Annotated in this window: 14 protein-coding genes; 7 read left to right on the forward strand and 7 right to left on the reverse strand. The window is 63.9% G+C overall.

All coding sequences use genetic code 11. The features are described 5' to 3' along the window. The first annotated feature begins 4 nt into the window (after positions 1-4). From OKC44_RS21510 to OKC44_RS21530, 5 genes are all read left to right on the forward strand, one after another. Complete coding sequence (locus OKC44_RS21510) at positions 5-625, forward strand: TorD/DmsD family molecular chaperone (RefSeq protein WP_029299499.1); 621 nt, start codon at positions 5-7, stop codon at positions 623-625. Positions 626-694: 69 nt separating this feature from the next. Beyond that, entirely contained in the window at positions 695-898 is a 204-nt protein-coding gene (locus tag OKC44_RS21515) for a transcriptional initiation protein Tat (protein ID WP_005303194.1), read from the forward strand. Between the two features lie 23 nt (positions 899-921). Continuing rightward, the gene (locus tag OKC44_RS21520) at positions 922-3810 is read left to right on the forward strand and encodes a formate dehydrogenase subunit alpha (protein ID WP_029299506.1); all 2889 of its coding nucleotides are present in this window, start codon (positions 922-924) and stop codon (positions 3808-3810) included. Positions 3811-3814: 4 nt separating this feature from the next. Continuing rightward, entirely contained in the window at positions 3815-4438 is a 624-nt protein-coding gene (gene fdh3B, locus OKC44_RS21525) for a formate dehydrogenase FDH3 subunit beta (RefSeq protein WP_011706855.1), read from the forward strand. After that, on the forward strand, positions 4435-5406 hold the full coding sequence (locus OKC44_RS21530) for a formate dehydrogenase subunit gamma (protein WP_270815028.1): 972 nt from the start codon (positions 4435-4437) through the stop codon (positions 5404-5406). The genes fdh3B and OKC44_RS21530 overlap by 4 nt, the downstream gene beginning before the upstream one ends. 65 nt (positions 5407-5471) lie before the next feature. Here OKC44_RS21530 and OKC44_RS21535 read toward each other — a convergent pair whose 3' ends face one another. Continuing rightward, positions 5472-6602: a hybrid sensor histidine kinase/response regulator gene (locus OKC44_RS21535; protein ID WP_029299511.1), complete on the reverse strand. Its 1131-nt coding sequence runs from the start codon at positions 6600-6602 to the stop codon at positions 5472-5474. Between the two features lie 240 nt (positions 6603-6842). On the opposite strand from OKC44_RS21535, the gene OKC44_RS21540 reads away from it, so the two are divergent. Beyond that, the gene (locus tag OKC44_RS21540; RefSeq protein WP_029299513.1) at positions 6843-8558 is read left to right on the forward strand and encodes an NAD-dependent malic enzyme; all 1716 of its coding nucleotides are present in this window, start codon (positions 6843-6845) and stop codon (positions 8556-8558) included. 71 nt (positions 8559-8629) lie between these two features. Here the strand turns inward: OKC44_RS21540 and OKC44_RS21545 are convergent, their stop codons facing one another. Both OKC44_RS21545 and OKC44_RS21550 read right to left on the reverse strand, forming a co-directional pair. Then, positions 8630-8971, reverse strand: a complete 342-nt coding sequence (locus tag OKC44_RS21545) for an RT0821/Lpp0805 family surface protein (RefSeq protein WP_270815031.1) — start codon at positions 8969-8971, stop codon at positions 8630-8632. After that, on the reverse strand, positions 8968-10107 hold the full coding sequence (locus OKC44_RS21550; protein ID WP_270815033.1) for a hypothetical protein: 1140 nt from the start codon (positions 10105-10107) through the stop codon (positions 8968-8970). The genes OKC44_RS21545 and OKC44_RS21550 overlap by 4 nt, the downstream gene beginning before the upstream one ends. 305 nt (positions 10108-10412) lie before the next feature. Here OKC44_RS21550 and OKC44_RS21555 point away from each other — a divergent pair, with 305 nt between their 5' ends. Beyond that, the gene (locus OKC44_RS21555) at positions 10413-11651 is read left to right on the forward strand and encodes a uracil-xanthine permease family protein (RefSeq protein ID WP_016351527.1); all 1239 of its coding nucleotides are present in this window, start codon (positions 10413-10415) and stop codon (positions 11649-11651) included. Positions 11652-11737: 86 nt separating this feature from the next. Here OKC44_RS21555 and pgl read toward each other — a convergent pair whose 3' ends face one another. The 4 genes from pgl to OKC44_RS21575 all read right to left on the reverse strand — a co-directional run. Then, complete coding sequence (pgl, locus tag OKC44_RS21560; protein WP_270815036.1) at positions 11738-12745, reverse strand: 6-phosphogluconolactonase; 1008 nt, start codon at positions 12743-12745, stop codon at positions 11738-11740. Between the two features lie 64 nt (positions 12746-12809). Further along, positions 12810-13643: a hypothetical protein gene (locus OKC44_RS21565; RefSeq protein WP_270815038.1), complete on the reverse strand. Its 834-nt coding sequence runs from the start codon at positions 13641-13643 to the stop codon at positions 12810-12812. 210 nt (positions 13644-13853) lie between these two features. Further along, a complete protein-coding gene (gene mscK, locus OKC44_RS21570) occupies positions 13854-17177 on the reverse strand; it encodes a mechanosensitive channel MscK (protein ID WP_270815040.1) in 3324 nt (1107 codons plus the stop codon). Between the two features lie 149 nt (positions 17178-17326). Further along, positions 17327-17587 (reverse strand): pyruvate kinase alpha/beta domain-containing protein (locus OKC44_RS21575; RefSeq protein ID WP_333563254.1); only part of this gene is annotated, 261 nt, incomplete at its 5' end.

Below are 17587 nucleotides of genomic sequence, written 5' to 3' on the forward strand. Positions count from 1 at the left end.
AGTGATGACTGAACAACGCAATGACTACCCGGAGGCGCCGGCAATGACCGACCTGGATCGCAATAGCGCCGACATGTACGCCCTGCTGGCGAGTCTCTGGCGCGCCGCCCCCCGTGGCGAACAGCTCGCCTGGCTGCAAGGCCTGCAAGCCATGCCCGGCCCCTTTGCCAGAGGGTTGGGGCTGGTGCAGCTGGCGGCCAGCAGCCACCACGAGACTGAGCTTGCCGAGGAGTATCAGGATCTCTTTATCGGGCTGGGGCGCGGGGAGATCGTGCCGTTTGCCTCCTGGTATCTCACCGGCTCCCTGATGGAGCTGCCACTGGCGGTACTGCGCGCAGATCTGCAGTCGCTCGGCTTCGAGCGCCAGAGCGGGGTGTGCGAGCCGGAAGATCACCTGGCCGCCCTGTGCGAGGTGATGGCGGTATTGATTGCCGAGCAGCACCCGGATCGCAACCGCTTCTATGAACGCCACCTTGCCCCCTGGGTACTGGCCTGCTGCCGTGATCAGCAACAGGCGAAAGGGGGCTGCTTCTACCGGGCGGTCGGGGCCCTTGCCGAAGATTTCTTCAAGCTGGAAAACGAATTGCGCCTGCCCTTTGGCAGCCCGGTGGTGACGCAGCCATGACGCTGCGCCACCCACTCATAGCAAAACCGGCTCACCGCAGCCGACCATAACAACAGAGGTCACAGAAAGATGAGCGATGAACAGCTGAAAGACCCGTCCCGCCGCAATCTGATCAAGGGGGTGGGGGTGGTTGCCACCATAGGCGTGCTGGCCGGTGCCACTGGCCGGGTGGTGGGCAAGGAGGTACTGACCCACGACACCGAGCCCGACAAGGGCTATCGGGAGACCCCCCACGTTCACGACTTTTATCGCACCCTGCGCGGCACCGACTGAGCCGACTCAGTGAAGGAGAACTCATGAAACTGACGAAACGTGCCGAGCAGCCCCAGGCGGGCGAGCAGGGCAGCTTGCAAAGCAATGGGGCCGCTCGCGGTCAGGGGCTGACCCGTCGCGCCTTTATGGTCAACTCGGGTCTGGTGGCCGGTGGCGCCGTGGCCGCCGGCTGGCTGGCCCCTGCCATGATGCAGCGGGCCGAGGCCAAAACCGTGGCGGCCGACGTGCCGGTCGAAGTGAAGCGCACCATCTGCTCCCACTGCTCGGTGGGCTGCGGCGTCTATGCCGAGGTACAGAACGGCGTCTGGACCGGTCAGGAGCCGGCGTTTGATCACCCCTTCAACCTCGGCGGTCACTGCGCCAAGGGGGCGGCCCTGCGTGAGCACGGTCACGGCGAGCGTCGCCTCAAGTACCCGATGAAGCTGGTGGGTGGCAAGTGGCAGCGCATCAGCTGGGATCAGGCCATCGAAGAGGTGGGCAATGAAGTGCTGCGCCTTCGCAAGGAGTCCGGCCCCGACAGCGTCTACTGGCTCGGCTCTGCCAAGCACTCCAACGAGCAGGCCTACCTGTTTCGCAAGATGGCGTCCCTGTGGGGCACCAACAACGTGGATCACCAGGCGCGGATCTGCCACTCCACCACGGTGGCCGGGGTCGCCAACACCTGGGGCTACGGCGCCATGACCAACAGCCTGAACGACATGCACAACAGCAAGTCGATCATGTTCATCGGCTCCAACCCGGCAGAGGCCCACCCGGTCGCCATGCAGCACATCCTGCTGGCGAAAGAGCGCAACGGCTGCAAGATCCTGGTGGTCGACCCGCGTCGTACCCGCACCGCCGCCAAGGCAGACATGTACCTCTCCCTGCGTCCGGGCACCGACGTCGCCTTTATCTGGGGCATGCTCTGGCACATCTTCAAGAACGGCTGGGAAGACAAGGAGTTCATCCGCACCCGCGTCTACGGCATGGACGAGGTGCAAAAAGAGGTGGCACGCTGGACCCCGGCCGAAGTGGAGCGGGTGACCGGCCTCAACGAACAGCAGGTTCATGGCGCCGCCAAGCTGCTGGCCGACAACCGCCCCGGCTGCGTGGTCTGGTGCATGGGCGGTACCCAGCACACCACCGGCAACAACAATACCCGCGCTTACTGCATCCTCGAACTGGCCCTCGGCAACGTGGGCAAGAGCGGGGCGGGCACCAACATCTTCCGTGGTCACGACAACGTGCAGGGCGCCACCGACTTTGGCGTCACCTCCGACTCTCTGCCCGGCTACTACGGGCTGGAAGAGGGCTCCTGGAAGCACTGGGCCCGTGTGTGGGACGTCGATTACGAGTGGATCAAGGCGCGTTTTGACAACAAGGCCTACAACGGCAAGCTGCCGATGAACAACAACGGCATTCCGGTCTCCCGCTGGGTGGACGGGGTGCTGGAGAACGCCGATCTCATCGAGCAGGGCTCCAATATTCGCGCCATGTTCTACTGGGGCCATGCGGTCAACTCCCAGACCCGCGGCCCCGAGATGAAGAAGGCGATGCAAAAGCTCGACATGATGGTGATTGTCGACCCGTACCCCACGGTCGCCGCCGTCATGAACGATCGCACCGACGGCGTCTACCTGCTGCCGGCCACCACCCAGTTCGAGACCTATGGTTCCGTCACCGCCACCAACCGCTCCATGCAGTGGCGCGACAAGGTGGTCGAGCCGCTGTTCGAATCCAAGGTGGACCACGAGATCATGTATCTCTTGAGCAAGAAGCTCGGCTTTGCCGATGAGTTGTTCAAGCACATCAAGGTGGAGAACAACGAGCCGCTCTTGGAAGACATCACCCGCGAATACAACCGCGGCATGTGGAGCGTGGGCTACACCGGCCAGAGCCCGGAGCGGCTCAAGGCGCACCAGCAGAACTGGCACACCTTCCACAAGACCAACCTCAAGGCCGAGGGCGGCCCGGTCAGCGGCGAAGTGTACGGTCTGCCCTGGCCCTGCTGGGGCACCCCGGAGATGAAGCACCCCGGCAGCCATATCCTCTATGACACCAGCATTCCGGTGTCGGAAGGGGGCGGCGGTTTCCGCGCCCGCTTCGGCATCGAGTATCAGGGCGTCTCGCTGCTGGCCGAAGACTCCTGGCCGAAGGGAAGCGAAGTGGAAGACGGCTATCCCGAGATCACTGCCGACCTGCTGAAACAGCTCGGCTGGTGGGATGAGCTGACCGAAGCCGAGAAGAAAGAGGCCGAGGGCAAGAACTGGAAGACCGATCTCTCCGGCGGCATCCAGCGGGTGGCCATCAAGCATGGCTTCGTCCCCTACGGCAACGCCAAGGCGCGCTGCGTGGTGTGGACCTTCCCGGATCAGGTGCCCAAGCACCGCGAACCGCTCTACACCCCGCGCCGGGATCTGCTGGCCGACTACGCCACCTGGCCGGACGCCAAGAGCCTGTGGCGCCTGCCGACCCAGTACGCCTCGGTACAGGAGAAGGACGTCAGCAAGGAGTTCCCGATCATCCTCACCTCCGGCCGTCTGGTGGAGTACGAGGGGGGAGGTGACGAGACCCGCTCCAACCCCTGGCTGGCCGAGCTGCAGCAGGAGATGTTCGTCGAGATGAACCCGGCGGATGCCAACGACGTCGGCGTGCGCGACGGTCAGGACGTGTGGGTGGAGGGGCCGGAAGGAGGCAGAGTGAAAGTGAAGGCGCTGGTGACCCCGCGGGTCAAACCTGGGCTCGCCTTTATGCCGTTCCACTTCGGCGGTCACTTCGAGGGCCAGGATCTGCGCGCCAAATATCCGGAAGGGTCAGACCCCTATGTGCTGGGAGAGTCGGTCAACATAGTCACCACCTATGGCTATGACCCGGTTACCCAGATGCAGGAGACCAAGGTCACCCTGTGCCGTTTTCGCCAAGTAGGAGCCTGATCTCATGGCCAGAATGAAATTCATGTGTGACACCAAGCGCTGCATCGAGTGCAACGGCTGTGTGACGGCGTGCAAGAACGAGAACGACGATGCCCTCGAGTGGGGCATCCAGCGCCGCCGGGTGGTGACCCTCAACGACGGCCTGCCGGGGGAGACCTCCATCTCGGTCGCCTGCATGCACTGCACCGACGCCCCCTGCATGGCGGTCTGCCCGGCCGACTGCTTCTATCACACCGACGACGGCATCGTGCTGCACAACAAGGATCTCTGCATCGGTTGCGGCTACTGCCTGTTTGCCTGCCCGTTCGGGGCGCCCCAGTTCCCGAAGACCGCCGCCTTTGGCGATCGGGGCAAGATGGACAAGTGCACCTTCTGTGCCGGCGGCCCGGAAGAGGATCACAGCGAGGCGGAGCGCCAGAAGTATGGTGCCAACCGCATCGCCGAGGGCAAGCTGCCCATGTGTGCCGAGCTCTGCTCCACCAAGGCGCTGCTGGCGGGGGACGCGCAGGTCATCTCCGACATCTTCCGCGAGCGGGTCGCCTATCGCGGCGCCAAGGAAGCGGGCTGGGGTAGCGGTGAAGAGCTGTTTTACGACGCCAGCAAGGCGGGCAAGGGAGGGGCGGCATGAAAACCTGGCTAATGGCCCTGTTTGCCGCCCTGCTGCTGGTGAGTACCGCCAGCTTCGCCGACGCCGAGAAAGAGGCGGTCGGCTTTGCCGGCGCCGACTACTGGCGGGCGGTGAAGGACGGGCAGGAGGGGGTGACCACCTCCCGCTCGCCGGAGCACGGGGTGCTCATCTCGGTGCCGGGCCAGCTCTGGTTCGAGGTGAAGACCAAGTGGGTGTCGCCGCTCGGTGCCATCGCCATCTTCGGGTCGCTCGCCATGTGTGGCCTGATGTACTGGGCGGTGGGGCCGACCAAGCTCTCCAAACCGCGCACCGGGCGCAAGCTCAAGCGCTGGAGCCGGCTGGATCGGGCGCTGCACTGGACCACGGCGGGCATGTTCCTGACCCTGTCCGGGTCGGGGCTGGCCATCATCTACGGCAAGCACTTCATCAAGCCGGTGGTGAGCATCGGGGTGTGGGAGAACTGGATCTGGTTCGCCAAGGTGTTCCACAACTACGTGGGGCCGCTCTTCTTCCTCTGCCTGATGGGCGTGCTCATCAAGTGGTTTCGCCACAACATCGTCAACATGGTGGATGTGCAGTGGTTTATGAAGGCTGGCGGCATGCTGGGGCCCCACAAGGGGAGTCACCCCTCGGCGGGCTTCTCCAACGGTGGCGAGAAGGCGATCTTCTGGCTGCTGATCTGGTTTGGCGGCATCGTGGTGGCGACCGGGCTGTTTCTGGACTTCCCCATCTTCGGCCAGCTGCGCCGCCAGATGGAGTGGGCCAGCTTCATCCATATCGTCGGCGCCCTCATCCTCATCTGCGGCTTCATCTTCCATATCTACATGGGCCTGTTCCAGCTGGAAGGGGCGCTGGAGGGGATGATCAGCGGCGAGGTGGACGAGACCTGGGCCAAGGAGCACCACGATCTCTGGTATGAAGAGGTGAAGTACCAGCTCGACGAGCCCAAGGCAGGCAAGTCAGGCTGAGGCTGACCGCGACATCAGGATGAAAGAGAAGGGGCGCTGCGGCGCCCCTTTGTTGTGTCTGCCGCTCAGAGCGGCGGCTGCAGCGGCAGCCGGATGCGGTAGCAGAGCCCCTCGCCGGGCGGGCTGGTGACGGCAAGCTGACCGTGCAGGTTGTTCTCCACCAGGTTGTGGATGCGACAGGCACTCAGCCCGCAGTGGCGGGCGTCACCGCGCAGGGTGGTGAAGAAGGGCTCGAACAGGTGGGCCAGCTGTTCGGGCGCCATGCCGGGGCCGTTGTCCCGGTAGATCAGCAGCAGCTCGCTGCCGGCGCGTTCCACCTGCAGGGAGAGGCGGTGCTCCCCCGGCCCCTGGAAGGCGTGCTCCATGCTGTTCTTGATGAGCTCCTGCACCAGGTCGAGAAACAGCGACTCGGGGGCGGTCAGGGTGGCCTCCTCGCCGCCCAGCTCGGCGTTGACCCTGGCGATGAGAAACTCGGGGGTGAAGGCCTGCAGCAGCTTGCGCAGGCTCTTCTGCACGGCGAAGGGGGTGGCGGGTAGCTCGGTCTGATCCCGGGTCAGCTCCTTGAAGCGGGTCACCAGCAGGGCGACCCGGCGCAGGCTGGACTCCACCAGCTCGGTGCCCTCCTTGATGTCGGTGAGCTGCTGCTGGAGCAGGCGCTGCCCCAGCATGCCGTTTTGCACCGCGCTGGCCAGCAGATCGCCGGCGCCATGAATGAGGCTGGAGGCGGTGATGCCGATGCCGATGGGGGTGTTGATCTCGTGGGCGATGCCGGCGGTGAGCTGAAACAGGCTCTGGTAGAGCTGCACCTTGGCCTGCTGGCGCCCCAGCTCCTTGAGGCGCAGCTGGTTCTGCACCCGGGCCAGCACCTCGAGCTGGTGGAACGGCTTGGAGACATAGTCGCAGCCGCCGGCCTGAAAGGCCTGCTCGAGCGCCCCGATCCCGCTGTTGGTGCTGATGAAGAGCACCGGCAGGCACCACTGGCCCGGCAGCTGCTTGATGCGGCGGCACGCCTCGTAACCGTCCATCACCGGCATGTTGATGTCCATCAGCACCAGATCGGGGGGAAACTCGGTGGCGGCATCCACCGCCTGCAGGCCGTCGGTGGCCTCCCGCACCCGGTAACCCGCCTCTTCCAGCAGACTGCGCAAGATGTAGCGGTTGGATGCCATGTCATCGACGATCAGGATTTCACTCATCTGTGTGTTCTCTCCTGCCCCCGGGAACCTCTCCCTGCCGGTGGCCTGCTGTTGAGCATAGTTGGCCACTCTCTGTGGCGCGTGGCCGGTATGAGACCATCATCCGCCTCGGCGCGGATTTTGGCCGCAGGGTATGCCCAAGCTCACAAAACTAAACAGGCAAACGTCATATGATTGATTTCATTATGAGTCTTGCTCTCCTGCCGAACGGCAATTTCACGTAAATCAAAGAGAATGACTATGGCTACCGGACAATATCTGCTGTGGAAAGATGCACAGGGACAAGATTTTCGCCCCGTTGCACTGACTGGCACCGATCTGCTCAACGATCGCAATCTCAACAAGGGCACCGCCTTTACCGAACAGGAGCGCGCCGACTTCGAGCTCGACGGCCTGTTGCCTCCCCAGGTGCAAACCTTCGAAGCCCAGCTGGATCGGGTCTATCAGGGCTTTCTGAGCGCCTGCAGCGACATCGAGAAGTATCAGAACCTGCGGGCATTGCAGGATCGCAACGAGACCCTGTTCTACGCCCTGCTGGCGCGCCATGTGGAGGAGATGACCCCCATCATCTACACCCCGACCGTGGGCAAGGCGTGTCAGGAGTTCAGCCACCGCTACCAGAAGGCACGCGGCCTCTACATCACCCCGAAGAACGTCGATGACATGGGCTCCCTGGCCCGTCAGCTGGATGCCAAATCGGTGCGCATCATCGTCGTGACCGACAGCCAGGGGATCCTGGGGATCGGTGACCAGGGGGTGGGCGGCATGGGCATTCCCATCGGCAAGCTCTCCCTCTATACCCTGGCCGCGGGCATTCACCCCGCCTGCTGCCTGCCCATCGCGCTGGATGTGGGCACCGACAATCAGGCGCTGCTGGATGATCCCATGTACCTGGGTCAGCCCCACAAGCGCATTCGCGGCAAGGAGTACGACGACTTCATCGACAAGTTCGTGGCCGGGGTCAAGCGCCACTTCCCGAACGCCGTGCTGCAGTGGGAGGATTTCAGCAAGTCCAACGCCTTCAACAACCTCTCCCGCTATCAGCAGTCCCTGCCGTCGTTCAACGACGACATCCAGGGCACAGGTGCCGTGGTGCTGGCGGGCATCATAGGGGCGGTCAAGGTCAAGGGCGAGACCCTGGGCCAGCAGAACTACCTGGTCTATGGCGCCGGTGCCGGCGGGGTGGGGGTGGCGGATCAGATCTGCGCGGGCATGATCCGCGAAGGGCTGGATCCGCAGGCGGCCCGCGATCGCATCTACATCCTGGATACCCAGGGGCTGGTGTGTGACAACCGCGAGGGGCTCGACGAGTACAAGCGCCGCTACGCCAAGCCGGGCCTGCTGCTGGCCGGCTGGGACACCGAGGTGCCCGGCAAGGCCAACCTGACCGACGTGCTGCGCCACGTGCCGATAACCGTGCTGCTCGGCACCAGCGGCTCGGGTGGCGCCTTCAAGGAGGAGCACGTGCAGCTGATGCAAAAACACTGCGCGCGCCCCATGGTGTTCCCGCTCTCCAACCCGACCGCCAACTGCGAGGCGCTGCCGGAGGACATCTATCGCTGGAGCAAGGGCAAGGCCATCGTCGCCACCGGCAGTCCGTTCAAGGATGTGCACTACGAGGGGCAGGAGTTCCGGGTCGGTCAGGGCAACAACGTCTTCATCTTCCCGGGGGTGGGTCTGGCGGCCATCGTCAGCCAGATCCGCGAGATCACGCCGGACATCTTCACCACTGCCGCCTTTGCGCTGGCGGAGTGCGTGAGCGAGGTGGACCTGGCCAAGGGGGCCGTCTATCCGCGCATTCGCGAGCTGCGCAACATCTCGGTGCACGTGGCGACGGCGGTGCTCAAGGACATAGTGCGGCGGGATCCTTCCCATCCGCTGATCGGTCAGGATCTGCAGCAGCACATCCTCAACCACATGTGGGAGCCGGTCTATCTGCCCTATCGCCGGGTATGATGGCTGCAAGCTTGCAGTTGCAATAGAAGAAGGGTGGCCATGGCCACCCTCCTTTTTTGTTACCTGAGCTGTCAGCTGCGCAGCGGCAGCCAGTGGCCCGCCTTGCTGCGGCAGGCGGTGTCCTGCCACTGCTGACTGGCCTGGCCTATATAGAGCTGCTCGCGGTAGTCGCGGCACCAGAGGCCGTTGGGGTGGCGGAAGGTGCGCAGTGGCGTGACGCTGCCCGAGTGGCGGTTGGCTGGGTTGAACCAGGTGAGGCTCTGGCCCTTGGGGCGGGTTTGCAGCGCCTCGGCCAGTGCCTGATTGGCCAGCGCCACGTCCTGCTTGTCCATCTGGTGATAGAGCGGGGCGGCTGGCTGGGTGGCACAGGCGGACAACCACAGCGCCAGGCAGATCAGCAGATAACGGCTCATGGTTGCACCTTGCTGTTGAACCCTTGCTGGATCAGCGCTTGCTCCTGCGCATCGGTCAGGGTCTGGCCGCGATCGTCTATCGTGCCGTCGCCCCTGATCTCGTTGCCATTGGCGTCGACGGCATCTACCCCGTTGTCATCGAGGCCGTTGCCGAGGCCACGCCCGCCACCATGACGATCGCCGCCGGCGTGGCGGTCCCCTCCGCCATGCTGCTCACCACCGGCATGCTGCTCGCCGCCGGCATGTTCCCCACCGCCGTGGTCGTCACCACCATGGCTGCTGTCGCTGCCGCCATCGTGGCTGCTTCCACCGCCATCGTTGTCACTGCCTCCACCACTGCTGCCGCCGCCATCGCTGTCACTGCCGCTACCGCTGCTGCCGCCGCCATCGCTGTCACTGCCGCTACCGCTGCTGCCGCCGCCATCGCTGTCGCTGCCTCCACCTCCACCTCCACCTCCACCTCCACTACCGCTACCGCCGCTGCTTCCTCCTCCACCGTTTCCACTGCCGCCGCCACTGCCATCGCCATCCTTGTTGTGAACGATCAGCCCATTGGCGACATAGCTGTGGCTGCCATCCAGGATCAGGTTGAACAGTGCGGTGGTGGGCGGGGCATCCAGCCAGCAGAGGGACTCCACCAGTAGCGGGGTGGGGTGAGGGGCCAGCGCCAGGTTGCCTGCGCTGCCGTGCTCCGACCAACCCAGCAGATGCATGCCGGTAAAGAGCGGCAGCACGGCGAGGGTCGGGTTTTCGGTGCGGGTCATGGCCGGGGCGATGGCTGCCCAGCCGCGGGTGGTCAGCAAGGGGTGTTCGGCGGTGAAGAAGGGGGCCAGCCGGTTGAGCCCGTACAGCCGGCGCTCTCCCAGCAGCACCCTCTCGATCGCCAGGATCCGGTTGCTGTGGCCATATTGATCCCGCACCCGTTCACCGATCTGCAGGGTCTCGATAGGGCGCTCCTCCCCGTCGGCCATCAGGATGCAGGTGCCTGCCACGAAACAGGACTTGGCATAGGCCTGATTCAGCTGCCATTGATGGTGGCTGAAGTCATAGTTGAGCGGGGTGGCAAACAGGGCCAGGGCGATGGCCGAGCCCACCAGCAGTCGACGCTGGCTGGGCTTGAAAGCGGGCAGTGACATGGGGGACTCCTTGTCCGGCTGGGTTCACGCCATCAAGTATAGAGGGGGCCGGTGGCGGGGCAGGGGCAACACCTGACAACAAAACAGCGTGGAAAAACGATTGGCGCCGGCGATAAAAGTGCGTAAAATCGCTTCCTCGATGCTTGTAGCAACGAATCCCGCCTAAAAAGCCAGTTTCATGCCCTCCCCAAGCAGTAAGAGGCAACAAATGACGCCGAATGGCTCATTCAGTGCCTTGAAAAAGTCTTGTGATAACTGAAAAGTGTCAAATATCCCTGTCAGTTATCAAAAAATTAAGGACATCCATGTTTTCCTTAGTCAAGCAAAGTGTCGCCGGGCTGCAAATCCTGTTTGTCGCCTTCGGTGCCATGGTTCTGGTGCCCCTGCTCACCGGACTGAACCCCTCCATGGCCCTGCTTGGCGCCGGTGTGGGCACCCTGCTGTTCCAGCTCTGCACCCGCCGCCAGGTCCCGATTTTCCTCGGTTCCAGCTTTGCCTTCATCGCCCCCATCATTTACGCCACCCAGACCTGGGGCCTGCCCTCCACCATGTTCGGCCTGTTTGCCGCCGGTTTCATGTACTTCATCCTGGCCGCGCTCATTCGCGTGCGTGGGATGGGTTTCGTGCACAAGCTGCTGCCGCCGGTGGTGATTGGTCCGGTGATCATGGTGATCGGTCTGTCGGTCGCCCAGGTAGCCTGCAACATGGCGATGGGCCGTGCCGGCGGTGAGCAGGTCGTGCCAGCCTCGGTTGCGCTGACCCTGGCCGGCATCTCGCTGGCGGTGACCCTGATTGCGGCGGTGTTCTGCAAGGGCTGGATCAAGCTCATCCCCATCCTCTCTGGCGTCATCGCCGGTTATGTGGCCGCCGTGCTGATGGGGCAGGTGAGCTTCGATGGCATGGTGAATGCCCCCTGGTTGGCGCTGCCCCACTTCGTGACCCCCGAGATCAACTGGGCAGCGGCGCTGTTCATGCTGCCGGTGGCCATCGCCCCCTGTATCGAACACATCGGCGGCGTGCTGGCCATCGGGGGTGTGACGGGCAAGGATTACACCAAGAACCCGGGTCTGCACCGTACCCTGGCCGGTGACGGCATCGGCGTCTGCTTCGCCGGCTTCATCGGTGGCCCCCCCGTCACCACCTATGCCGAAGTGACCGGCGCCGTGATGATCACTCGCAACTTCAACCCGGTCACCATGACCTGGGCCGCGGTGTTCGCCATCATTCTGGCCTTCTTCGGCAAGTTCAACGCCCTGCTCACCTCCATCCCGATGCCGGTGATGGGCGGTATCATGCTGCTGCTGTTCGGATCCATCGCCGCCATCGGTCTCAAGACCCTGGTGGAGTCCAAGGTGGATCTGGGGCTGTCGCGCAACATCGCCATCGTGGCTGTGACCCTGACCGTGGGTGTCGGTGCGCTGGAGATGAAGATCGGTGACTTCGCCCTGGCGGGTGTGGGTCTGGCCTCGGTGGCCGCCATCCTGCTCAACCTCATCCTGCCCCAGCACTCCGAAGAGGGTGCCATGGAGAGCGCCAAGGATTAAGTGCCTGCGTTGATTTGCATTGAGAGGATTAAAGAGAGGCCACCCCAGGGTGGCCTCTCTGTTTTGTGGATGCGAGTGCTAAGGACTCAGGGCGCCAACGTCAATATCCGCACCCACATGGCCCCTTCGCCCACCGGCTGGCGTGCCTGCAGGGTCAGGGCGCCGCTGGCCGGATCGATGCGGTGCAGCGCCAGCTGGTGGGAGGCTTGCCCTGCCGCCAGCAGCCAGCGGCCCTGCCCGTCGATGGCAAAGCCGCGCGGCATGGTTTCGGTGGGGAAGTGGCCGACCACCCCGAGCTCGCCATCCGGCGCAATCGCGAACTGGGTCAGCAGGCTGCTGGCCCGCTCGCTGCTGTAGAGAAAGCGCCCATCCGGCGTCACGTGCAGATCCGCGCCCCAGTACTCCCCCTGATAACCGGCGGGCAGCATCTCCAGGCTCTGGCAGAGTCTGATTTCGCCGTCGGCGCTGCGCCGGTAGCGGTTGATGGTGCAGTCGAGCTCGTTCAGGCAATAGAGATCGCCATTGCTTGGGTGCAGCGCCAGATGGCGCGGACCGGCGCCGCTGGCGGTTTGCAGATCCCCCAGCGGATGGGGGCGCAGCCGACCCTCCCGGCAGAGCACAAAGCGGCGGATACGGTCCTCCTTGAGGCAGGCGACCAGCACCTCCTGCTCGCCCTGGCCATCGGTGGCCAGCAGGGTGACCGAGTGGGCGGCCTGCAAGCCGTCGAGCTGCTGGTGGGGTGGCGCTGCCCGACCGGCGCTACCGATGGCGGAGACGGTGACATGATTGAAGGCATAGGAGGCCGCCAGCAGGAAGCGGCCGTCGGCCGAGATGGCGGTGTGGGAGGCGCTGCCCGCCAGCGGCGCCGAGCTCGGCTCGCTGAGCCGGCCATCCACGCCAATCCGGTAGCTGATGAGCGCAAAATCGGGCCGCACGGCGGCATGGAGCCAGTGCCCGTCCGGGCTGATCACCAGCGGCTGGACCTGGCCCGGGGTGTCGACCACCTGCAATAACGCGAGGTCCCCGCTCCCGGCCAGGGCGAACACGTGGATCTGCTGGCTGGCGGGGCTCGCCACATAAACGACCTGCTGCATCTGCTCTCTACTCCTTGTCATGGGCAACGGCGGTCATCTTATCCTCTTTCGGGCCCGTTCTGGCCTACTCTTTTGCCCGCCCCGGGCAGACCACCTGACGGGCCTTGAGGTGGTAGAGCTCCACCTGCGGGTGGCTGAAGAAGCCCACTTCCCACGGATTCTTCTGCACGAAGGCGGCGCGGATGGGCTCGAACAGCGGGTGATCCTGCGGGATCTGGTAGGCATCGGCGGCGATGATGGTGTAGTTCCACTCGATTGCGCGGGTGTAGGTGAACACCGCCCGCGAGTCGATGGCGAAGTGGCAGCGCCCGTCGCGCTTGAGCAATTGTGACTTGAAGGTCTCGGGGAAGGTGATGAAGAAGATGTCGTCCTCATCGGAGGAGAGAAACGCCAGCACTGTGGTGTGCGGCTGGGACTGGGCCCGGGTCACCAGCACCCCGATCTTGTTCTCCACTTCGCGCAGGTCAGGCACCGGCAGGCCGGTGAGCGGGGTGACCGGCAGCTCGCGGGCGGGGCGTTCATCGGCGGGATGCTGATAGTCCGGCCGGGCGAAGCCATAGACCACCCGGTTGCCGTACCAGAGCTCGAACTGCAGCGGGGTGACCTGCACCTTGTCCGGGGCGGTGCGCGTTATCACCCCCTTGTATGAGACTCGATGGACGCTCAAGGAGGCATCGTACTCGTCGACCCCGGTGCGGTTGTCCAGATGCAGGGTGATCTTCTCCCCCACCGCCAGCTGATGCCCCTTGGAAAAGCTCAGCAGCAGTTCGTCGCCGGCCTGGATCTCGACCCCGCAGATGTAGACGCCGGTCTCCTTGCTGGCGGGGTCGACATAGGTGGCGGCCACCCCGAGCAGGGGAGAGCCGAGAAAAGAGAGCAGAGAGGGTTGGGAACTCATTGGCGCACCTTGGCAAATGTGGGGGGGGCCCCTCAGTGTATCGCGGCCGGCCCGGATGGGCAGACCCCTCACTGGGGGAGGTAAGCGCTTCAGGCTAGCGGCAAACGGTGTCCCATTCTGGCCGACACGTCACAAAACCAGATTGGGTGGCCGGCGGCCGACCATAAAAAAGGCCCCTTGCGGGGCCTTCTATTGGCATGGCGTGCTGCCTTAGACGGGCTGGGCACCCGGCAGGGCGGGAGGCTGGGCGGAGTCGGACTCCACCTTCTGCTCTTCATCCTTCATGTTTTTGATGTAGACGTCCATCTGGTTGAACGCGATCTCGATGCCGTTTTCGCGGAACAGCTGGTCTATCTTGCGGTTCAGCTCGTCCACCGCCGGGTTGCGATCGCCGAGCTCGCTCACGAAGAAACGCAGCTCGTGATCCAGGGTGCTGGGGCCGAAGGTGAGGAAGTAGACGATGGGGGCCGGGTCTTTCAAGACGCGGCTGTTGTCGTCCGCCGCCTGTTTCAGCAGGGTACGGGTCAGCTCCAGATCCGAACCGTAGGCCACCCCTACCCGCACGATGACGCGGGTGACGGTGTCGCTCAGCGACCAGTTGATCAGCCGCTCGGTCATCAGCTGCTGGTTGGGGATGATCACCTCCTTGCGGTCGAAGTCGGTCAGGGTGGTGGCGCGAATACGGATCCGCGAGACGGTGCCGGAGAAGGAACCTATGGTGACGGTGTCACCGATCCGCACCGGACGCTCGAACAGGATGATGATGCCGGAGACGAAGTTGGAGAGGATCTCCTTCATGCCGAAACCGATACCGACCGACAGACCACCGGCGACCCACTGCAGCTTGTCCCACTGCACCCCCATCATGGAGAGGGCAGTCAGCGAGCCGACCCCGATCAGCACATAGTTGAGCATGGTGGTGATGGCGTAGGCCGTGCCCTGGGCCAGGTTCAGCTTGGAGAGCACCAGCACCTCCAGCAGACCCGGCAGGTTGCGGGCCAGCGACCAGGCGCCGCCTAGCAGCAGGAAGCCTATCAGCACGTCGCTCAGGCTGATCGGGAAGAGCACGGCATTGGCCCCTGTCCCTTCAGTGCGGTGCCAGAGCACCATGCTGTCGAGGTAGGAGAATACCGCCACCAGATCGGACCAGAGCCAGTAGAAGGCGACACCGAACACCAGCAGCAGCACGGTGCGGGTCAGACGCAGGGACTGCTGGCTGACATCCTCCAGATCCATGGGCTGCTCTTCGATGGACTCACCCCCTTCCGCATCCTCCTGGGCTTTGTGTTCGCGCTTTGCCACCGCACGGCGATAGGCCAGACGGCGGGCCGCCAGCTCCAGCCCGCGCAGGGCGGTACGGTAGACCAGGCTCCAGATGATGATGAGGTAGAAGGATTCGATCAGCCGGCCGGTCAGCTTGAGGGCGGTGTAGTAGTAGCCCAGTCCCACCAGCACTATCAGCGCCACCGGTGCCAGCGCCAGGGCGATGGCGGTGATGGACTGCTGCATGCTCGCCTCGCCCTTGATGCGGGCGCGGGAGATGGGGAACACCAGGTAGGCGGCCAGCCCCAGCAGGGCCAGGGTCAGCGCCTGACCCACCACGTCATTGCCCAGCGACGAGGGTTCTACTACCGCCTTGGTCGACAGCATGATGAGTGGCAGCAAGGGCACCCACAGGTAGCGCATGCTGGTGCGCTTGGCCTGCAGCTCGGCTTTCGGCATGCGGAAATGGGTCTCGGCAATGCCGCCCGGCCGCATCACCGCCAGATAGACGCTGAACACCAGGTAACCGAGCGCCAGGTTGAGGGTGATCTGGAAAATCAGCCTGGAGCTGAGCAGACCACAGTCAGTCAGCAGCAGGCCGGCAGCCAGGATGAACAGGCTGCCCGGCAGGCGCTGCAGCACGGTAAACAGCAGGGCACGCGGGGTGTGCCACTGGCTGTCCTGGCGAAAACGTCCCAGATCCTTGGTGATCTTCTTCTGCCGCTCCACCAGCGCCGGGCGCTTCCAGATCAGCAGACCGCCCACCAGCAGCAGCGGGAAGGCGAGCAGGGTGATGGGTAGCAAGGTTTCACCCCAGCCGCTCCAGTCCGGTTTCAGCACCCAGTCGGAGGCCTGCTTGTAGGCCTGGGCCGGCCAGCTGATGAACCACTTGCCGTCGATGGGCTTGTTGCTGCTCACCCAGAAGATGTGCTGCTGCAGGGTAAATTCGATGGAGGAGTAGATCCGCGCCAGCTGCTGCTGGGTCAGCTGCAGGCTGATGGCGTTGGTCAGCTGGGCATCCAGCTGGCGGTTGAGCTGGTCGAGCAGGCTGATGCGGGTGTCGAGCAGCTTGGAGAGGCTGGCTTTGTCCTCCTCGCTCACCGGCTCGCTGCTGCTGGCGATCAGGTTGTCCAGATACTGGGTCTTCTGGAACAGCTGGTCGCGCTGCTGGCTCAGCTCGAACTGGGCCAGGTGCAGATCGGCGATCTGCTCTTCCAGGTTCTTCACCAGCGTGGAGGGCGACGACTCCAGCTGCTGGTAGAGCTGGTAGAGAATGCGTGACAGCAGCAGGTTGCCCTTGAGCATCTGCACCTGTTCGTTGAGGTTGCGCTCGGTCTGGGTGCCGCGCTCCAGCCAGCTCTTGGCCTGCAGGTTCTTCTGCACCAGCGAGTTGAGGTTGGTGGTGGCGCTGACCAGTTGCTGGCTGAGCTGATGGTTGAGCTCCTGCTCTTTTTGTACCAGCGGGTTGTCATCCGCGGCGACCAGCTCGCCGGTCTGCTCGGCGGTCTTTTCGGTGTCACCGAGGCGCTTGGCACTGCTCTGCTCTTGCAGCAACTGCAGTTTCTGCTCTTCGCTCGCGAGGCGGGCGCTCTGGTAGTCGCGCTGCTTGACGGCGAGATCCTGCATGCTGGTGCGGTTGTCCAGCTGCTGTTGCAGGTTGGCCAGTTGCAGCTCCTGCAAGGCCAGCTCGGCGCCCAGCTTCATCTTCTCGGCGCCGCTCACCCCGTCACCGGCGTTGAGGCGGGTACGGATCTCCTGGCTGCGCTGATAGGCGCGGCTCATCAGGGCCTGGGCCCGCTCCGGCAGGGTTTGCAGGCTGGTGATCTGGCTGCCGATGGTGCCGAGGGCTTCCTGGGCATCCTGCATGTTGGCCATGACGTCGGGCTGGCGACTCTCCAGCTCGCTCAGGCTCATGCTGGCGTATTCACTCTTGATCTGCTCGGCACTCTTGTTCTGGGTCAGGGCATCGAGCTTGGCGCTGATGTCCCTGAGCTCGGCCGGCAGGGAGCGGATGCGCTCGCTCTGGCTCTTGGCCTTGCTCTTCTCCTTCTCGATGCTGTCGAGCAGGGTGAGGGTGTCGGTCAGGAATTTCTGGTCGGCCTGCTGGCTGACGGTGAGGGTATCAGACTTGCCAAGGGCATCGAGTGCCCGCTGCACACTGGCACGTGAGGGCACATCCTGCGCCATGGCCTGCGGGGCGCAGAGGCTGACGAGTAAGCAGAGCAGCGGCAACAGGGTGGCCGAGGCTCTTTTGAAGCGTGTTGAGAGCATAAAACTTCCGGGTTATTACGCGATATTTGGGAGATTTCCCACTTGGATTAAATCCGCGTGGATTCTAACACCGGGCAAGAATGGGCAGCAGGGGGGCAGATAAAAAAAACGGCGCCCGCAGGCGCCGTTTTCAGCTTGTTCAGTTCCGATTAAAGAACGTGAACAGAAGCGGTGTTGGTGGTGCCGCTCGGTACCAGGGCACCGGAGACCATGACAACCACGTCACCCTTCAGACCCATGCCGCTGGCCAGCGCTGCTTCTTTGCCGATGCGATAGAAATCGTCGGTGGAGGCGATGCTGTCAACCACGTGAGCAACCACACCCTTGGTCAGTACCAGCTGGGCAGCGGTCTTCTTGTTGGTGGTGATGGCCAGGATCCAGGCTTTCGGGAAGTACTTGCGGATGGCCTT

The sequence above is a fragment of the Aeromonas sp. S41-2 genome (assembly GCF_027705845.1).
GTDB classification, from domain to species: Bacteria; Pseudomonadota; Gammaproteobacteria; order Enterobacterales; family Aeromonadaceae; genus Aeromonas; species Aeromonas hydrophila.